Genomic DNA, 17,457 nt, shown 5'->3' with positions numbered 1-17,457 from the left:
CCCCGCCTCCACGCCCACGGGCGCGAGGCCCACGGTGGCCGCCATGCCCGCCGTCGGTGCGCCGGTGCCGCAGCGCCAGAGCGCCACGGGGCTGCCGTCCGTGAGTCCCGCTTCCACGCCCACGGGCGCGAGGCCCACGGTGGCCGCCATGCCCGCGGTCGGTGCGCCCCCGAGCTCGGGAGCGGGCACGCCGGCACGTCCCGCTGGACCGCCGCCTCCGCCGACGGGTGAGGCCGATTCAGATTCAGAGGTGACACCTCCCGGAGGCACGCAGCTGACGCCTCCACCTGGCGCGGGCATGGGGCCTCGTGCGACAGCCGCGGGCACGGCGCCGACTGCTTCGGGCCCCGCTGCTCGCGCGACTCCAGCGGGCATCTCGCCGATGACGCCTGCGCCCCTCGCGGGGGCCACGCCGTCTGCTTCAGGCCCTGCGCCGCGTGCGACCGCAGCCGGCATCCCGCCGATGACGCCTGCGCCCCTCGCGGGTGCCACGCCGTCTGCTTCAGGTCCTGCTCCTCGCGCGACTCCGGCAGGCATCTCGCCGATGACGCCCGCGCCCATCGCGGGAGCGGTGCCGTCTGCCTCGGGCCCTGCTCCTCGTGCGACTCCAGCGGGCATCCCGCCGATGACGCCTGCGCCCGTCGCGGGCTCGACACCCTCTGCTTCGGGCCCCGCTCCTCGCCCCACTCCAGCGGGCATCCCGCCGATGACGCCTGCGCCCGTCGCGGGCGCGACACCCTCTGCTTCGGGCCCCGCTCCTCGCCCCACTCCGGCGGGCATCCCGCCGATGACGCCTGCGCCCGTCGCTGGGGCCACGCCTCGCACGGCCGCCGCTGGCACGGTACCCCCGCCTCCGGGATCGGGCCCCGCTCCTCGCCCCACTCCGGCGGGCATCCCGCCGATGACGCCTGCGCCCGTCGCGGGAGCCGCGACTCGCGCGGCGTCCGTGAGCACGGTCCCTCCGCCTCCAGGGTCGGGCCCCACTCCCGCCGGCATCGCGCCGCTGACTCCCCCGCCCGTCGCCAGCGCGGCAACGCGTGCGACGGGAGCCGCGTCCCCCACGGGCACGACCCCTCCTGGCTCGGGCCCGGCACCTCGCGAAGCTCCGCCCGGTATCGCCCCGATGACACCCGCTGTCACCGGAGCCGCGCCCCGCGTGGCACCCATCGCAGGCACGCCACCTCGCGCGGCCCCCGCCATCACCTCGCCCCTGACGCCGCCTCCCGTCGCGGGCGCCATCATCCCGCCACCGCCTCCCGTCGCGGGCGCCATCATCCCGCCACCGCCTCCCGTAGCGGGCGCCATCATCCCGCCGCCGCCCAACACAGGCGCCACGGCGCGCGGAGCCGCGCCCATCTCGGGGTCCGTGCCGAGCGTTCCCTCCATCGCGCCAGCAGTTCCAGGCGTCGCCCCAGCGGCCCCCGCCACGCGTCCACCGACGGTGCCGCCGCCTCCCGGATTGGCCCGCCCCACCGTGCCAGGCATCGCCCCTGTCGCGGCGCCGCCCACGAGCGCGCCACGCGGTCCGGCCCTGACGCCCCGACCGCCTCCGACGCTCGCCGTCGGGCAGGTCGCCGCTCCCCCTTCCCCGGCCTCGCCGCCACAGCCGCGTCCGGGACCACGGCCCACCATGTCGTTGCCGGCGATCGTCACCGCGGACGCGCCGCCCCGGCCGCCCACCGCGGCCACCGTCCCGGGCATCCCTCCGATGACGGCGCCTCGCGTGCCCGCCATCAACCCGTTGGTGCCGCCCATCGCGCCGGCAGTGCCCTCCGTCGCGCCCATGGCGCCGCCCCCGCCGCCCGTGGGAGCCCTGTCACCGCCTCCGCCACCGAGCGCGGCCAAGGGCCCCGGCCTGGACGCGAACCAGCTCGCGGACCTCGCGTCGCGCTGCGCGAAGCTGGACCAGAGCGACTACTTCGAGGTGCTCCTCCTGGAGCGCACGGCCACTCCCGCCGACATCAAGAAGGCGTTCTACCGGGAGAGCCGCACCTACCATCCGGACCGCTTCTTCCACATCGACGACAAGCAGCTCAAGGAGCAGGTGCACGAGCTCTACAAGCGCGTCACCGAGGCCTACTACGTCCTGCGCGACGACACGAAGCGCAAGAAGTACCTCGCTGACGTAGCGGGCTCGGAGCGCGCGCAGAAGCTGCGCTTCACCGAGGCGTCCGAGTCCGAGACGAAGGCCGCCGCGAAGAAGGAGCAGGAAGAGCAGATCGGCACCCACCCCAAGGGGCGCCAGTTCTACCAGCAGTCCCAGAAGGACATCGACGCCGGCAACTGGTCCGCCGCCGAGCGCAACCTCAAGATGGCCCTCACCTACGAGCCCTCCAATCCCCGCTACAAGGAGAGCCTGGCCGAAGCGCAGAAGCGCCTGTCGGACGAGGCCAAATCCAAGGGCGACTCCTTCAAGATTCGCTGACGTCGTCCGGAGGCGCGGCAAAGCCCCATGGTCATCGACCTCATCATCCTGGGAATGGTGCTGTTCTTCGGCATCATCGGCGCCTTCACCGGCGCCTCCCGACAGGTGGCCAACTGGGTGGGCCTGGCGCTGGGGTTCTTCGCCTCGCGCCGGCTGGGCCCCTTCGTCGCCCCCCGGCTCGCGGAGGCGCTCGACGGCCCGCTGCTCCTGGGCCTCCTCCTGGGCACGGTGCTCCTCTTCATCGGCGTGTGGCTCACTGTGCGCTACGCCCTGGGCGCCCTGCTCCAGCGCTTCCTCTCCACGGGCAAGCAGAACGAGAACCAGGGCATCGACCGCTTCCTGGGCTTCGTGCTCGGCGCGGGGAAGACGGCCGCCTTCGCGTGGATGGCCCTCAGCGCGATGACCTTCTTCGAGCAGCACGTCATCGTCGCCGGCAAGCGCATCGGCGTGTCCCCCAAGGACTCCCTGGCCGCGCAGGCCGCGCGCCGCTTCAACCTCTTCGAGATGACCCAGTTCGCCCCCATGGACGACATGGTCCAGGTGGCCAGGGCGGCGGGAGACCCGGAGCGCGCGGCCTCGCTGAGGAACGACCCCGCCTTCAAGGCCCTGCGAAAGGACCCGCGCTTCCAGCGGCTCCTCCAGGACGACAAGGTGAAGCAGGCGCTCGCCCGGGGAGACACCGCCGCGCTCCTGCGCAACGACCTGGTCCTCCAGCTCATCCAGGACCCGGACGTCGCCGCCCGACTGGGCGCGGCGGCCCGGGCCTCGGAAGGTGACGGGGACGTCACACGTTGAGCTGCACGGCGTCCAGCCCCACCAGCCGCGGACGCACGTAGTCCGCGTCCACCTTCACCTGTCGACGTCGCCGCTCGGGCGCCTCGAACATGATGTCCGCCATGACGTGCTCCAGGATGGAGCGCAGCCCGCGAGCCCCCAGCCCCCGCGTCGCCGAGTAGTGCACCACCTCGCGCAGCGCCGCGTCGTCGAACTCCAGCTCCAGCTCGTCCATGGCCAACAGCTCCCGGAACTCGCGGATGATGGAGTCCGGCGGCTCCGTGAGCACGCGGATGAGGTCCGCCTCGCCCAGCAAGTCCAGCTGCACCACCACGGGCAGGCGTCCGAGGAATTCCGCCAGCATCCCGAACTCCACCAGCTGCTTGGTGCTGATGCGCTTGCGAGGCCCCTTCGACGCTCCGTCCGCGCCGAAGCCCAGGGGCCGGCTCGAGGCCTCGTCGCCGGCTTCGTGCAAGTCACTGAAGGTGCCCGCGCAGATGAAGAGGATGTCGCGGGTGTCCACCTGGACGAAGTCGCTCTTGTTCCAGGCCTGGGTGACGTTGAGCGGGACGTACACCTCCCGGCCCTCCAGGAGCTTCAGCAGGGACTGCTGCACGCCCTCGCCGCCGATGTCCCGGCTGCCCGCGCCGTTGCGGGCGCCCTGCGAGCGGCGGGCAATCTTGTCCACCTCGTCCACGAAGATGATGCCCCGCTGCGTGTCCTCGACGGAGTGGTTCGCCTTGAGGAGCAAATCGGAGATCATCACCTCCACGTCTTTGCCGTAGTAGCCCGCCTCCGTGTACTCGGTGGCGTCCACGGTGGTGAAGGGCACCTGGAGGATGTCCGCCAGGTTGCGGGCGATGTGCGTCTTGCCACTGCCGGTGGGGCCGATGAGCAGGATGTTGGACTTCTTGATGAGGGACTGCCTCCGCAGCCTCCGGGCCTGCACACGCTTGAGGTGGTTGTGGGCGGCGATGGCCACCGCCCGCTTGGCGGCGTCCTGGCCAATGACGTAGCGGTCCAGCCGTTCGAAGATTTCCCGAGGGGTCAGCGGCGCTTCTTCCCTGCGTGCGGACGACTCCATGTACCCTTCCCTTCTATCCACGCGTCCTCCCGACACTCCGTCCAAAGGGTAGGAATCAGATGGAAGGTCCGCCCGCCAGGACAGGGGCCCCGGGAGGTCGCCTGCCTGCCAGCTCGCTGTCCATTCAGCCGGCTGTTGTATGCGGGGGGGCTTTCCTATAGTTCCCGCGCCTCTCCAGTGTTGACTGGAGTCCACCCTCCGTTTCCCTGGGAGCCTCGAACCGCCGATGCCCGCAAACGCCCCTCCGCACCGCTGGACCCTCGCTGACGCGCACGAGCTCTATGGAATCCGGAACTGGGGCTCGCCCTACTTCGGCATCAACGACAAGGGCCACGTCTGCGTCCATCCGGACGGCCCCCAGGCCCCCAGCATGGACTTGAAGGACCTGGTGGACGAAGTCCGTCGCCGGGGCATTGGACTGCCGCTGCTGCTGCGCTTCACGGACGTGCTGCGCCACCGCGTCGTCCACCTCAACGAGGCCTTCCGCAAGGCCATGGCCGACCAGGGCTTCAAGGGCGGCTACCGGGGCGTCTACCCCATCAAGGTGAACCAGCACCGCTACGTGGTGGAGACCATCATCGAGGCGGGCAAGGGCTACAACTACGGCCTCGAAGCCGGCAGCAAGCCGGAGCTGATGGCGGTGATGGCGCTCCTCGAGAACGAGGAAGCGCTGGTCATCTGCAACGGCTACAAGGACGAGGAGTACATCGAGACGGCCCTCTTCTATTCGCGCCTGGGCCGCAACGTCATCCTCGTCGTCGAGAAGCCCAGCGAGCTGCCCCTCATCGCAGAAGTCTCGCGCCGCACGGGCATCACCCCGCGGCTGGGCATGCGCGTGAAGCTGTCCACCCGCGGCGCCGGCAAGTGGGAGGCCAGCGGTGGAGATCGCTCCAAGTTCGGCCTGTCCTCGTCGGAGTTGATGAGCTGCATCAGCTTCATGAAGGACACGGGCCTGTTGCCCGCCTTCGAGCTGCTGCACTTCCACCTGGGCAGCCAGATCTCCAACATCCGCAACGTGAAGAACGCGCTGCGCGAGGTGGGCTGCTTCTACGTGGAGGTGGCGCGTCAGGGCGCGCCCTTGAAGTACCTGGACGTGGGCGGCGGCCTGGGCGTGGACTACGACGGCTCCCAGACGAACTTCGCCTCCTCCATGAACTACACGACGGAGGAGTACGCCAACGACGTCGTCTTCGGCGTGATGGAGGCGTGTGACCGCGCGGGCGTGCCGCACCCGACGCTCGTCTCCGAGTCGGGCCGCGCCGTCGTCGCGCACCACGCGGTGCTGGTGGTGGACGTGCTGGGCACCAGCGAGTTCGACCCGGCGCACGTGCCGGACAAGGTGGACGACAAGGCGCCCTCCGTGGTGCGCAACCTCCTGGCCACCTTCCGCGAGGTGACGAACAAGAACCTGCTGGAGGCGTGGCACGACGCGCAGGACGCCAAGGAGGAGAGCCTCACCCTCTTCTCGCTGGGCCACCTGTCGCTGGAGCAGCGCGTGGCGGCCGAGAACATCTACTGGGCCACCTGCCACAAGATCATGCGCATCGCGAAGGAGGCCGGCGAGATTCCCGAGGAGCTGGACTCGCTCGAGAAGGCGCTCAGCGACACGTACTTCTGCAACTTCTCCGTGTTCCAGTCGCTGCCAGACTCGTGGGCGATTGATCAGCTCTTCCCGATGATGCCCATCCACCGGCTGTCGGAGAAGCCGACGCGCCGGGCGACGCTGGCGGACATCACCTGCGACTCGGACGGGAAGATCGAGCACTTCATCGACAAGCGCGAGGTGAAGGACGCGCTGGAGCTGCACGCGCTCAATGATGACGACTACTACCTGGGCATCTTCCTGGTCGGCGCGTACCAGGAGATTCTCGGCGACCTGCACAACCTCTTCGGGGACACGCACACGGTGCAGGTGTCGCTGGCGCCCAACGGCGGCTACCTCATCGACCACGTGGTGGCCGGTGACACGGTGACGGAAGTGCTGAACTACGTCAGCTACAGCAGGGACGACCTCGTCGCCCGGCTGCGCAAGTTCACCGAGATGGCGCTGCGCCAGGGCCGCATCTCCCTGGACGAGTCGCGCACCCTGCTGCGCATGTACGAGGACGGCCTGTCCGGCTACACGTACCTGGAGCGCGGCGTGGACGCGAGCTTCGCCGGCAGCGCCAGCCAGCTGCGTCTGGTGCCGGTGCCGGACGCCACCCGGCCGCCGGTGTCTCCGTCGGGCACGTAGTCACTCCGACTTCAGTGGTTCCCACCCCGCCCTCCGCCGCGCCCCTCACGGGAAGCGTCGGGGGGCGGGGTGTTTTCAGTAGCTGGCGATGACGGGCTCTCCGGCGCCGAAGGGCGTGGGCTCGTCCGCGAAGGCGACGTCCGCCGCGCGGGCTCGCAGCCGCTGGAGCCCCGCTTGTTGAAGCTCACCCCGCGCGAGGAGCGACTCGAAGTCGAAGCTCGCCAGCCGCAAGTCATGGAGCTGGAGCCGCGCCAGCGTGCTCCACAGGGACAGGCGGCCCTCGGTGGCCGCGCACAGGCCCTCCAGCTCGACGAGGCGACTCAGGGGCGAGTAGCGCACCCAGTGGCCGTTGAGCTTCAGGCGGCCCGCCTTCTCCATCACCCACGCGACGCGGGACTTGAGCGGGTCCTTGCGCACGTCCAGGGCCCGCATCACCGCTTCCAGGGTCCGCTGGTCCTGCCGCAGCTCGGGGATGAGCGCGGCCAGGAAATGGCCCACCGGGTTGCTGTGATTCTCCGCCTCGGTGCGCCGCGCCAGCTCGATGCCCGCCACCGAGCCCGCGTGGTGATCGCTCAGATAGATGCCCAGCCGCTTCGCATCCATGCCGTCCCTCCTCGCCGCGCGGCCACGCTGCCCGCTGGGGAAGGATTCACACGAAGGAGCCGCCAGGCAGCGGGCGCCTGGAGGCTCCAACGGAGGGTGGCCGGACGGACAGGCGCCCGGTTTCAGTCCGGGTAGCTGAACGTCAGGGGCAGCTTCACCTCGGGGTGGAGGCTGCGGGCGACAGGACACTCACGGCCCACCTGCTCCAGGCGGGCGCGGTGCTCGGCGGAGAGACCCGCGGGCATCTGGATGTCCAGCACCAGCTCGCCAATGCGGCGCGGCGGCGGCGTCATCCGCTTCTCCACCCGGGCGCGAATCTCGCCCAGGGAGATGCCCTCGCGCGAGGCGAACAGGTGCATCGTCGTCACCGCGCAGGACATCAGCGCCGCGCCCACCAGGTCCGTGGGCGAGAAGCTGCCGCCGGTGCCGCCGTTGTCCCGGGGCGCCTCCGTCTGGAGGCCCGCGCTGGACGGGCCGTGGGTGAGCTGCGTCTTGAACTGGGCGTGGCTGACCAGGGTCATCACCACGCCGGTGGCAGGGGGCTGTTGCGTGCTCATGGGTTGGCGCTCCTTCGAGCCGGGGGCCTGGGGTGCTTCAGCGGACGTAGGCTTCGTGCTTCTTCGCGTCCTTCTTGGTGGAAGGCTCCGCGTCCTCGACGCTCCAGTCCAGCGTCTTCATCAGCGCCTTGCTGCGCTTCTTCACGTCCGCGTCCAGGAAGGCCACCGCCTCCGGCAACCGGTCCATCAGCCGCATGGGCTTGCGCTTGTTCTTCGGCTCGTTGAGCAGCGCGTGCGTCAGCCAGGGGAACACCGCCGTCACGTCGCAGTGCACATAGACGGAGCCCGTCTCCACCGCCTCCACGGAGACCTTGCCCCAGGTGTGGCCTTCACCCGCGGGGCAGCTGGACAAGGCGCCGTTGTCCACCGGGTCCACGCAGAACTGCACGTCGATGTCGAAGCCCGACGTGGGGACGTTGAGGATCTGATCCAACAGCGGCTCACCCTGCAGCGTGTAGTTCTTCGGCACGCCGCCGCCCAGAATCCAGATGGCCAGCCGCTTGCTGCCGTTGTGCCGGCAGAAGTGCTGCATCGCCGCCATGGAGTAGACGTCGTCGTTGATGTCGAGCTCGAACTTGAACTCGGGCCCGAGCAGGCGCTTGAGCTTGACGATGTTCAGGAAGATGGAGCCGTCCTGCACCGCGCCCACCCAGATGGGGACCGCGTGCTTGTAGCAGGTGGACAACAGCGACGGCTGCTTCACGCCCAGCTGCTTCTCGATTCCGTGGATGGCCTTGCCGAGCAGGAAGTGGAACTCAGGCGTGGTCATCTTCTTCTGGAACTCGGGCTGCCGGATGATGGCGGAGAAGAGGCGGTCGGTGTCGAGCAGCGCCTCCTCCCAGAACCCCAAGTCATAGATGCGGATGATGCGCGCCAGCCGGTACTGGAGGTCGCCCGCGTTGGGGTTCACCTCGCGGATGGCGTGGCCGATGATGCGGTGGGCGTCGTGGTAGAGATTCGCGCCCGTCGTGGTGATGGCGGAGATGACGCCCTTCTCGATGAGGGGAATCAGACAGCTCTGGTGTAGGCCCGCCGGCGTCATCGCGCCCGACAGCGTGAGGAAGATGGACGCGTCGTCCTCCATCGACTTGGACATCAGCTCGAACGCCGTGCGCTCCTGGCGGCCCACGTAGGCGCTGAAGGCGTGGGCGAGCAGCTCCGCCGGCCGCTCCTTGCCGGTGATGGGACGCGGGTCCGCCTTGCGGGCGCCGGAGTACGCGGAGCGGAGGGACTTCTTCGGGTTCGAGGAGGTCTTGGCCATGGCGCGGCGATCTACCACCGCCCGCCCGCCAAGGGGAGCACCGCCAGCGCCCCCGCCCCTACTTGTCCCGCTTGCGACGGCTCCCGCGCTTGCCGGGGGCGGCGTCGGCCGGAGGCGCGCTCAGCACCCGCTCCCGGACCTGCTCGGGTGTCAGGTCCTCGGTGTCCGCCACCACACAGGAGACGAAGGCCAGCTCCGCCAGCACCCGGCGGGCCCGCTCGCGCTCCGCGGAGTCCTTGGAGCCCAGCGCCTCCGAGGCCGCCGCCACGTAGCTGCTGGCGAGCGACTCGAAGAGGTACACGCGGTTCTCGATGCTCGAATCGGCTTTCTTGGCCATGGGGCGGGCAGTCTAGGCCCCCGCCGTCACGGCCGGGGAGCCGGACTCCGGTGCGCCCCTGAGTTCTGTCATCGCCAGACGGTCCAGCGTGGTGGAGCGGTACACGTCCAGCATCCGCTGCTGGCCCAGCTTCCAGACGCCGTACATGGTGCAGCTCCCGGTGGCCTTGCAGCCATCGTGCTGCGTGTCCTGGCAGACATTGACGTGGACGGGCCCCTCCACCGCCTCGATGACGTCCAGGAACGTCACCTCTCGCGCGGGCCGGGACAGGGCATAGCCCCCGTGCGCGCCCCGGGTGGACCGGACGAGCTTCCGGGAGACGAGGACCTTGAGGATTTTCGCGAGGAAGTCCTCGGGCACATCCATCCGGCGCGCGATTTCCCGGAAGGGAACCATGCGCTCCAGGGGTTGTGAGGCCAGGAAGGTCATGGCCCGCAGCCCGTACTCAATCTTTCGTGAGATTTGGAGGGGGTGCTGCGGCATCGCCCTTGACGTCGTCCGTGGTTTGAAGAAGAGCCTAGGTCGCGACAGTGCGGCTTTCAACCGCTCGCCCCGGAGCCCGAGATGATCGACCTGCACTCCCACACCACCGCCAGCGACGGCCAGTACTCGCCCACGGAGCTGCTGGCGCGCGCGGCGGCGGCGGGAGTGACGGTGCTGTCGGTGACGGACCACGACACGGTGGCGGGGCTGGCGGAGGCCCATGAAGCCGCGCGCGCGCATGGCGTGGAGCTGGTGCCGGGCATCGAGGTCTCCGCCTTCGTCCTGGGCCGCGAAGTCCACATCCTCGGGCACTTCGTGAGGCCGGACGACGAGGACCTCGCGCGCTTCGCCCAGCGGCTGCGGGGTGAGCGCGAGCAGCGCATGGAGGCCATGGTGGCCAGGATGCAGCAGCTGGGCTTCCCGGTGCGCATGGAGCACGTGCTGACCGTCGCGGGGGATGCGCAGTTGGGCAGGCCGCACCTGGCGCGAGTGCTGGTGGACCAGGGCTGGGCGGTGGACATGAAGGCCGCGTTCGACCGCTTCCTGGGGACGCGGGGCATGGCCTGGGTGGAGCGCTTCAAGCTGGACGGCGCGGACGCCATCCGCCTCATCCGCAACGCGGGCGGCACGGCGACGCTGGCGCACCCGGGCTCGTCCAAGGCGGAGCGGATGGAGATTCGCGAGCTGACCAAGGCGGGGCTCTCCGGCCTGGAGGTGCTGCACGCGGACCACAACCCGGGGCTGCGGCAGAAGTACCTGGCGCTGGCGAAGGAGCACGACCTGGTGCCCACCGCCGGCAGCGACTTCCATGGCGAGGCCGTATCCGCCGAGCACCGCCTGGGCACCGCCGCGATGCCGCCGGAGCTGTTCGCGAAGCTGAAGTCCCGCGCCACGGCGTGAGGCCTCCGAGGGGGCGACGCTTCAGCCCCAGGAGACCGCGGGCTCGGGCGTCCCCTCGTCTTCGTCCCGCGACTCCTCCAAGCGGCGGGTGGGCCCGAAGACGCGGGCCACGAAGTCGTTGACGAACTTTCCATCCGGGTCCTGGGCGCGCTGAACGGTGCGCAGCGCATGCCAGCGCACGCCATACATCCGCTCCATGTCCTCCTCCCGGGCCCGCGTCGCCTTGCCCAGATGCACCTGGCCGCCGTACTTGAGGAAGATCTGCTCCGCCTCCTCGAACACGGCGCTGGAGTCGACGGAGAGGCTGGGCGCCAGCTCGATGAAACACGTGCGCCGTCCGACGCCCGGCCCCACCGTCGCCATGGACGTCGCGGGGGTGAAGCGCACCTCGACGATGCAGACGAAGCGCCTGCGCTCCAGCAGCTCCAACACCTCCTGGAGACACTGCTGGTGCCGTGCGAAGGGCACGCCGTACTCAATCTCGTCGTGGTGGTAGAAGAGCTGACGCGCAAAGGCGACGCACATGGGCAGTACCGTCCTGCGCCCCTGCTGCGTCAGCTTCATGAAGAACAGGCCGACCTTCGCGAAGGGCTCCGTCAGCATCAGCACCCGCGACAAGCCGAGCAGGTAGCCCGACAGCAGCATGTCCATCAACTCCAGCCCCATCTTCCGCACGTGACACAAGTGCGACGGCGGCTGCGTCGTGCGGTTCCACACGTTCATCCGGATGTGCTCCGCGTCGACACCGCCCACGTAATAGAAGCTGACGTGGTCATGCGTGTTCAGGACTTCCTCCAGGTGGTCCTCGGCCCACCGACGCGGGACGACCTCCAGGCGCTTCTCCAGGTTGAACGCGGGGACACACTGCATCTCCAGCTCGGTGACGACGCCGCAGGTGCCAATCGAGCCAGCCACCGCGTGGAACTCGGGCGTGCCGCGCACCAACGTCCGGGCCTCGCCCGCCGCGTTCATCACCCGCAGCGACAGCACCTGCTCGGAGAGGAAGCCATGCGACTTGCCGGTGCCGTGCAGGTCCGTGCCAATCAACGCCCCCAGGCTCTGCGCGTTCGTGGACCCGAGCACCGGTAATGAGAGGCCGTGCTCCAGAATCTGTCGGGTGAAGTCGCGCAGCCGGATGCCGGCCTGCACGCGCACCACGCGCCGCTCCACGTCGACGTCCAGGATGCGGGCCTGCGCGTCGAGCGAAATCAGGGTCCCCTGCGTCAGTGGGCAGCGGTTGAACGAGTGTCCTCCGCCCACGACGCGGACCTTCTCCGATTCCCGGACGATGCGCCCCAGCTCCTCTTCCGTCCCCGGCCGCTCGAAACGCGCGGGCTGACATTCGTAGGTGCGGCTCCAGTTGCGCCACGTTCCGCACCAGCGGGCGAAGCGACCTTCATGCAGCGTCGTCTTGCCCCCCGACGCGACATAGACAGCGGTGTTGAGCGTGTTGATGCGCCACGTGCGAGCGATTCGCCGGATGCGGTCCAGAGTCATGGTCCCCCCTCTTGTCTCGAAGGAGGGAGGCGCAACGGACGAAGGTGTGAGCCGTCAAGCCAGTGCGCCGCTCGCCTGGACGCACGGGTTGGGGAATGGAGGCGTCGTCATGCACCGCCCCTCAGGGCAACTCGCCTCTCGCACCACCCCACCCCACCTTGCCAATCGGCCGGACGGAGTTCACCGCCGGCGGGGCAACGGGGGCGGGCGAATGGCGTTTCTCGGAAAATCCAAGAGCAACGGCAACGGCAATGGCCACGGCAAGCAGCCGGGGAAGAAGCCGAACATCCTGGTCATCTGGGGTGACGACATCGGCCTGTGGAACGTCAGCGCCTACAACCAGGGGATGATGGGCTACCGGACGCCCAACATCGACCGCATCGCCCGCGAGGGCGCGCTGATGACGGACTGCTACGGGCAGCAGAGCTGCACCGCGGGCCGCGCCGCCTTCATCACGGGCATGAACCCGCTGCGCACCGGCCTCACCACCATCGGCATGCCGGGCGCCCCCTACGGCCTGCAGGACTCCGACCCCACCATCGCGGAGCTGCTCAAGCCCCAGGGCTACGTGTGCGGCCAGTTCGGGAAGAATCACCTGGGAGACTCGAACCGCTACCTGCCCACGGTGCACGGCTTCGACGAGTTCCACGGCAACCTCTACCACCTCAACGCGGAGAACGAGCCCGAGTGCCCCGACTACCCGAAGGACCCCGCGTTCAAGGAGCGCTTCGGTCCGCGCGGGGTGCTCCACTGCTGGGCGACGGACCGCGACGACCCGACGGAGGAGCCGCGTTGGGGCCGCGTGGGCCGGCAGAAGATTGTCGACACCGGGCCGCTCACCAAGAAGCGCATGGAGACGGTGGACGAGGAGTTCCTCAAGTCCTCCCTGTCGTTCATGGAGCGCGCGGCGAAGGACGACAAGCCGTTCTTCATCTGGCACAACACCACGCGCACCCACGTGTGGACGTTCCTGCAGGAGAAGTACCGCAACAAGACGGGCAAGGGCCTGTACGCGGACGCGATGACGGAGCTGGATGACCACGTGGGCGTCCTGCTCAAGAAGCTGGATGACCTGGGCATCGCGGACAACACCATCGTCGTGTTCTCCACCGACAACGGCGTGGAGAAGATGGGCTGGCCCGACGGCGGCAACGCGCCGTTCCGCGGGGAGAAGGGCTCGACGTGGGAGGGCGGCGTGCGAGTGCCCTGCGTCGTGCGGTGGCCCGGCGTCATCGAGGCGGGCACCGTCATCAACGACATCTTCGCCCACGAGGACTGGATGCCGACCTTCGTGGCGGCGTCGGGCGGTCCCGAGGACATCGTGGACAAGTGCAAGCAGGGGCACACCGTGGGGAAGAAGAAGTTCCGCGTGCACCTGGACGGGTATGACCAGCGCGGGCTGCTCGCGGGCAAGGAGCCGGGACAGCGGCACGAGTTCATCTACGTGCTCGACAGCGGCAACATCGCGGCGGTGCGCTACGACGACTGGAAGATCATCTTCAGCTACCAGGATGGCCGCGGCCCGGACATGTGGTTCAGCGGCAAGCGCTTCAACCCCTCCTGGCCCTACATCATCAACCTGCGCTCGGACCCGTTCGAGGAGGGACTCTTCTCCGGCCTCTACACGAGCTGGTACGGCGAGCGCATGTTCCTCTTCGTCCCGGCCCAGGGGTTGGTGAAGAAGTTCGCGGAGAGCCTCATCGACTACGTGCCCAGCCAGGCCCCGGGCAGCCTGAGCATCGGCCCCCTCAAGGACAAGGTGAAGGAGAAGATGAAGGAGTCCCAGCGCGAGGGGAAGTCGGAGGTCGGCGACCAGGTGATGTCGCTCGCCAACGAGGTGGAGGAGGCCATCCACCGCTTCCAGCAGAGCCACGCCTGAGCCAATGGACGCATGGGGCCTCGTGACGTGACTACGAGGCCCTGAGCTCCTCCGCCGCCGCGAGCACCTCGTGAACCACCGTCTCCACGTCGTCGGGTGTGGTGCGGTGGTTCACGAAGCAGGCGCGCAGGCAGAAGCGTCCCTCCAGCGTCGCATTGGAGAGATAGACACGGCCGCGCCGGTTGATTCGCGCCAGCAGCCGCGTGTTGAAGTCATCGAGCCCCGCGTCCGGAAGTCCGCCCGTGTAGCGGAAGCACACCGCGCTCAGCGTCGCGGGCGAGCGCAGCTCCAGTGCGGCTGTCTCGCGGACGAGCGCCTCCAAGTGCTTCGCGTTCTCCACGTCGTTGCGGATGGCCTCGCGGAACGCGGCGAGCCCGTGGAAGCGGACGGAGAGCCACACCTTCAGCGCTCGAGCGCGACGTGACAGCTCCATCGACTCGTCGAAGAAGGCGAAGCCTTCCACCGGGTCCGAGTTCAAGGCGCGCGCGTAGTCCCCCGTGAAGGAGAAGGCGCGACGCGCGGCCTGCGCATCGCGGAACAGCAGCACGCCGCAGTCCGCCGGCTGGTAGAGCCACTTGTGTGCGTCCATGGACAGCGAGTCCGCCAGGCCCAGTCCCTCGAAGCGCTCCGGGAAGGCCATGGCCGCGAGCGCGCCATAGGCACCATCCACATGCATCCACAGGCCGTGCTCACGCGCGAGCGCCGCCACCGCCGTCAGCGGGTCCACCGCGCCGGTGTTCACCGTGCCCGCCGTCGCCACCACGGCCAGGGGACGCAGGCCGGCCGCTTTGTCCTCGGTGATTGCACGAGCCAGGGCGTCCGTGCGCATCCGCCACTGCGCGTCGGTGGGAATCAGCCGCAGGTGCTTGCGCCCCAGACCCAGGAGGGCGACGGCCTTGGGAATGGACATGTGGACTTCAGCCGACGCGTACACCACGCCGGAGGGCGCGCCGTCCTCGTTGGCGGGGACGAGCGACTCGCGCGCCATGGCCAGGGCCATGAGGTTCGCGGAGGAGCCGCCGCCCGTGAAGCTCCCGGTGAAGCCCTCGCAGCCCACCGCGCTCGCGAGGCTGCGAATCACGGAGCGCTCCAGGCTCACCACCGTGGGCGCCGAGCGCCACGCGGTGACGTTCTGGTTCACCACGCTGGCCACGTAGTCGCCCAGCACGCCCACCGGCTCGCCCGAGCCGAACACATACGCGAGGAACCGCGCGTTGCCCGCGCGCGAGCCCTCCATGAAGGGCTTCAACGCCTCCAGCGCGGCGTCTCCGAGGCCCTGCTCGGGGAGCCCCTCGGAGAACATCGCCTCCGACGCGGCGCCATTGATGGAGGGCGCGATGGGGCGCGAGTCGAGCCCCTCCAGCCACTCCTCGGCCAGGGTGGAGACACGGTCAGCCAGACGCCGGAAGTGCGCGGGGGACAGTTCGAGCGAGCCCATGGGCGCGCACAGTAATGAAGTTCGACGGGTTTGCACGCCGCTGGCAGGATGACGCGATGGCCAAGCGACCCAAGCGAGACATCGAGAAGGTCTACCCCCGCGCGCAGTTCGTCGCGAAGCTGCGACGCCTGGCGGACGCGGTGGAGAGCGGCAAGGCGTTCAGCATCCAGGTGGCCGGAGAGCGGCTGCACGTCCCCGCCCACGCGCACTTCAGCATCGAGCACGAGCGCGAAGGCGACGTGGACGAGTTGGAGCTCCAGGTCCGCTGGACGCGCGAGTAGCCGACAGGTCAGTCGCCAGAAGTTCCTGAACGAATCAGGGACAGAGCGGACGCAGGCAAGGCGCCTGCATTCGTCTCGGAACTCTTGGCTCCCTGCTCAGCTCCGCGTCGTCCTGAAGCGGCTGGTGACGGCGGTGAGTCCCTCGGCCACCGCCTGGAGGTCCTGGGCGATGCGCGTGGTGCGGCCCGTGGCATCCACGCCCTGCTTCACCAGCTCCGCCACGTTGCGCGCGCCCTGCACGGCCTGCTCGCTGGACTGGCGCTGCTGCCGCGTGGCGATGGTGATTTGCCGCGCGGCCTCGCTGGTGCCGCGCGCCAGCTCCACGATTCGCTGGAACACCGAGGACGCCTGCTCCGCCACCTCGACGCCCCGGTCGCTGGTGGCCATGCCCACGCGCGCCTTGGACGCGGCCTCCTCGCCGGAGTCCTGCACCTTCTCGACGATGCGACCGATGTCCCGCGCGGACGCCGACACGTTCTCCGCCAGCTTGCGCATCTCCGCCGCCACCAGCGAGAAGCCCCGGCCCACCTCGCCCGCCTTGGTGCCCTCCAGCGCCGCGTTCAGCGCCAGCAGGTCCGAGCGCTCCGCCACCTGGTTGATGACGTGGGCAATCTTCGACACCTGCTGCAGGTCCTGGTTGAGGCCGACAATCGCGTCCGCCACGCCCTTGGACTCGGTGCGGATGTCGTTGATGCCCGCCACCACCTGCGCCACCACCGCCATCGCCTCGGCCACCGCCTCGTGCGTGCGCCGGGCGCTCGACTCCACCACTTCGGTGGAGCTCGAAATCTGTTCCGCCGTGCGGCTCAGCTCCTCGAACGTCGCGGCGATCTGCTGCGCATAGGCCGCCTGCTGGCTGATGACGTGCTCCTGGTCCGCGGAGGCGCCCAGCAATCCGCGCGATGCACCGGAGAGCTGCTCCGTGCGCGACACCAGCTCCAGCACCGTGATTCGCAGCGTGCCGAGCATCTGGTTGAAGGACTGCGCCATCAGTCGCACCTCGCCCGTGGCCGGCACGTCCAGCTCCACGCGCGACACGTCTCCGCGAGCCACGTCCCGCACCACGTCCGTCACCTGCGCCACGGGCTCGACGATGGTCCGCCCGATGAGCGCCGCGAGCAGCAGCCCCAGCACCAGCGCGCCCACCAGCCCCGCGACCACGGCGCCCTTCAACTCGGTGACGGACTCCGCCGCTTCGTCCAGGCCCAGGCCCACGACATACGTCCGCTCGCCGCTCGCGCACCGCACCGACACCTCGCGCAGCGCCAGGAGCGACGTCACACAGCCTGCTCGAGTCACCGCCGCCCGGCCCTTCGCATGGTCGGGCAGCCGCGTCAGGGGGGGCTCGTACACGGGGCGGCCGTCTGGCCCGAGCAGCCCCTGGTAGTTCACCGTGAAGCCTCCGCCACCATCGACGTCATGGGCCTCCAGCTGGGAGAGCACGGTGTCCAGGCGCTCCTTGGAGGACTCCGTGCCGTCCCAATCCCGCGTCGCGGGGTGGTTGGCCACCAACGAGCCCAGGACCCGGGCGCGCTTCTGCAGCAGCTCCAGGGAGACCTCGCGCTGCCGGGCGGAGAAGTTCCAGATGCACAGGCCGATGACCGTGAGACAGGGCACGAGCACCGCGATGGCCACCTGCATGCGCAAGCCGAGCCGCCCCCACATACCGTCATCTCCCAGGTGATGCGCTGATCGCCGGCCACCG

General features: G+C 69.6%; 15 protein-coding genes. 6 read left to right on the top strand and 9 right to left on the bottom strand.

The features are described 5' to 3' along the window. Positions 1 to 1,156 precede the first annotated feature (1,156 nt). Both LZ199_RS46580 and LZ199_RS00505 read left to right on the top strand, forming a co-directional pair. Positions 1,157 to 2,425, top strand: coding sequence for a J domain-containing protein (locus tag LZ199_RS46580; RefSeq protein WP_253991647.1), 1,269 nt, complete (start codon positions 1,157 to 1,159; stop codon positions 2,423 to 2,425). Between the two features lie 27 nt (positions 2,426 to 2,452). Further along, positions 2,453 to 3,220 carry a CvpA family protein gene (locus tag LZ199_RS00505; protein ID WP_253991646.1) on the top strand — a complete coding sequence of 256 codons (768 nt, stop codon included), beginning with the start codon at positions 2,453 to 2,455 and terminating at the stop codon, positions 3,218 to 3,220. Here the strand turns inward: LZ199_RS00505 and clpX are convergent. Then, on the bottom strand, positions 3,210 to 4,283 hold the full coding sequence (gene clpX, locus LZ199_RS00500; RefSeq protein ID WP_253991645.1) for an ATP-dependent Clp protease ATP-binding subunit ClpX: 1,074 nt from the start codon (positions 4,281 to 4,283) through the stop codon (positions 3,210 to 3,212). The two genes, LZ199_RS00505 and clpX, sit on opposite strands and share 11 nt — an antisense overlap. Positions 4,284 to 4,509: 226 nt before the next feature. Between clpX and speA the strand changes: the two genes are divergently transcribed. Then, on the top strand, positions 4,510 to 6,516 hold the full coding sequence (speA, locus tag LZ199_RS00495; protein WP_253991644.1) for a biosynthetic arginine decarboxylase: 2,007 nt from the start codon (positions 4,510 to 4,512) through the stop codon (positions 6,514 to 6,516). A gap of 75 nt (positions 6,517 to 6,591) precedes the next feature. Here the strand turns inward: speA and LZ199_RS00490 are convergent, their stop codons facing one another. The 5 genes from LZ199_RS00490 to LZ199_RS00470 form a co-directional block, all read right to left on the bottom strand. Continuing rightward, on the bottom strand, positions 6,592 to 7,119 hold the full coding sequence (locus LZ199_RS00490) for a hypothetical protein (RefSeq protein WP_253991643.1): 528 nt from the start codon (positions 7,117 to 7,119) through the stop codon (positions 6,592 to 6,594). A 122-nt stretch (positions 7,120 to 7,241) separates the two neighbouring features. After that, entirely contained in the window at positions 7,242 to 7,676 is a 435-nt protein-coding gene (locus LZ199_RS00485) for an OsmC family protein (RefSeq protein WP_253991642.1), read from the bottom strand. A gap of 37 nt (positions 7,677 to 7,713) precedes the next feature. Next, positions 7,714 to 8,937 carry a deoxyhypusine synthase family protein gene (locus LZ199_RS00480; protein WP_253991641.1) on the bottom strand — a complete coding sequence of 408 codons (1,224 nt, stop codon included), beginning with the start codon at positions 8,935 to 8,937 and terminating at the stop codon, positions 7,714 to 7,716. Between the two features lie 58 nt (positions 8,938 to 8,995). Beyond that, positions 8,996 to 9,274 carry a hypothetical protein gene (locus LZ199_RS00475; RefSeq protein WP_253991640.1) on the bottom strand — a complete coding sequence of 93 codons (279 nt, stop codon included), beginning with the start codon at positions 9,272 to 9,274 and terminating at the stop codon, positions 8,996 to 8,998. A 12-nt stretch (positions 9,275 to 9,286) separates the two neighbouring features. After that, a complete protein-coding gene (locus LZ199_RS00470) occupies positions 9,287 to 9,757 on the bottom strand; it encodes an RrF2 family transcriptional regulator (protein WP_253991639.1) in 471 nt (156 codons plus the stop codon). An 81-nt stretch (positions 9,758 to 9,838) separates the two neighbouring features. On the opposite strand from LZ199_RS00470, the gene LZ199_RS00465 reads away from it, so the two are divergent. After that, complete coding sequence (locus tag LZ199_RS00465; protein ID WP_253991638.1) at positions 9,839 to 10,657, top strand: PHP domain-containing protein; 819 nt, start codon at positions 9,839 to 9,841, stop codon at positions 10,655 to 10,657. A 21-nt stretch (positions 10,658 to 10,678) separates the two neighbouring features. Here LZ199_RS00465 and LZ199_RS00460 read toward each other — a convergent pair whose 3' ends face one another. Next, on the bottom strand, positions 10,679 to 12,154 hold the full coding sequence (locus LZ199_RS00460; protein WP_253991637.1) for a D-arabinono-1,4-lactone oxidase: 1,476 nt from the start codon (positions 12,152 to 12,154) through the stop codon (positions 10,679 to 10,681). Between the two features lie 211 nt (positions 12,155 to 12,365). Here LZ199_RS00460 and LZ199_RS00455 point away from each other — a divergent pair, with 211 nt between their 5' ends. After that, positions 12,366 to 14,033 carry an arylsulfatase gene (locus tag LZ199_RS00455; protein ID WP_253991636.1) on the top strand — a complete coding sequence of 556 codons (1,668 nt, stop codon included), beginning with the start codon at positions 12,366 to 12,368 and terminating at the stop codon, positions 14,031 to 14,033. A 31-nt stretch (positions 14,034 to 14,064) separates the two neighbouring features. Here the strand turns inward: LZ199_RS00455 and LZ199_RS00450 are convergent, their stop codons facing one another. Continuing rightward, positions 14,065 to 15,471 (bottom strand): pyridoxal phosphate-dependent decarboxylase family protein, encoded by a 1,407-nt coding sequence (locus tag LZ199_RS00450; RefSeq protein WP_253991635.1) that lies wholly within the window; start codon positions 15,469 to 15,471, stop codon positions 14,065 to 14,067. A gap of 56 nt (positions 15,472 to 15,527) precedes the next feature. Between LZ199_RS00450 and LZ199_RS00445 the strand changes: the two genes are divergently transcribed. Next, positions 15,528 to 15,752, top strand: a complete 225-nt coding sequence (locus LZ199_RS00445) for an amphi-Trp domain-containing protein (protein ID WP_253991634.1) — start codon at positions 15,528 to 15,530, stop codon at positions 15,750 to 15,752. Positions 15,753 to 15,848: 96 nt separating this feature from the next. Here LZ199_RS00445 and LZ199_RS00440 read toward each other — a convergent pair whose 3' ends face one another. Continuing rightward, positions 15,849 to 17,417 carry a methyl-accepting chemotaxis protein gene (locus tag LZ199_RS00440; protein WP_253991633.1) on the bottom strand — a complete coding sequence of 523 codons (1,569 nt, stop codon included), beginning with the start codon at positions 17,415 to 17,417 and terminating at the stop codon, positions 15,849 to 15,851. Positions 17,418 to 17,457: the final 40 nt, after the last annotated feature.

Origin of the sequence: Myxococcus qinghaiensis, assembly GCF_024198215.1 — a bacterium.
In the GTDB taxonomy this organism is placed as follows: Bacteria; Myxococcota; Myxococcia; order Myxococcales; family Myxococcaceae; genus Myxococcus; species Myxococcus qinghaiensis.
Note: the sequence above shows the minus strand (reverse complement) of the source record. Positions and strands in the feature narration are given on the sequence as shown.